General features: G+C 65.7%; 1 protein-coding gene. It reads right to left on the reverse strand.

Annotation, left to right across the window (positions count from 1 at the left end; translation table 11 throughout):
- On the reverse strand, positions 1 to 399 hold a 399-nt coding region (locus AC1DIO_RS35575; RefSeq protein WP_476854981.1), incomplete at both ends, for an IS66 family transposase.

The raw sequence follows: 399 nt of genomic DNA on the forward strand, positions 1-399 counted from the left end.
CCGCGCAGCGCGCGCTCGGCTGCATTGTTCGACAAACACACCCGCCCGTCATCCAGGAACAGGGTGAAGGCTGCCCAGCGCTTGAGGATATAATCGATGGCCCTGGCGAGGTCGTGGCCGCGGGAGAGCTTGGCACGCTGTTCGCGCATGTAGACCGCAAGCGCATCGACAAGCGGCTTGCTCAGGTCCTGGCGAACTGTCCTGCGCTCCTGCGCACTCTTGCCGTTGATCGGCCGCTCGATCTCGAACAGGGCGTCGATGCGGCGCACGACCTCGACCGCAAGGGGAGAGAGGGCGATCGTCTTCTTGCCCGCAGCCTGCCGCCGGGCGTTCTCCTCAAGATCGGCCATGGCGAAGAACGGGCGCCTGGCGTGAACCCAGCACCCTGCTTCCAGGATC

The organism is Allobosea sp. 05T439 (assembly GCF_056396005.1).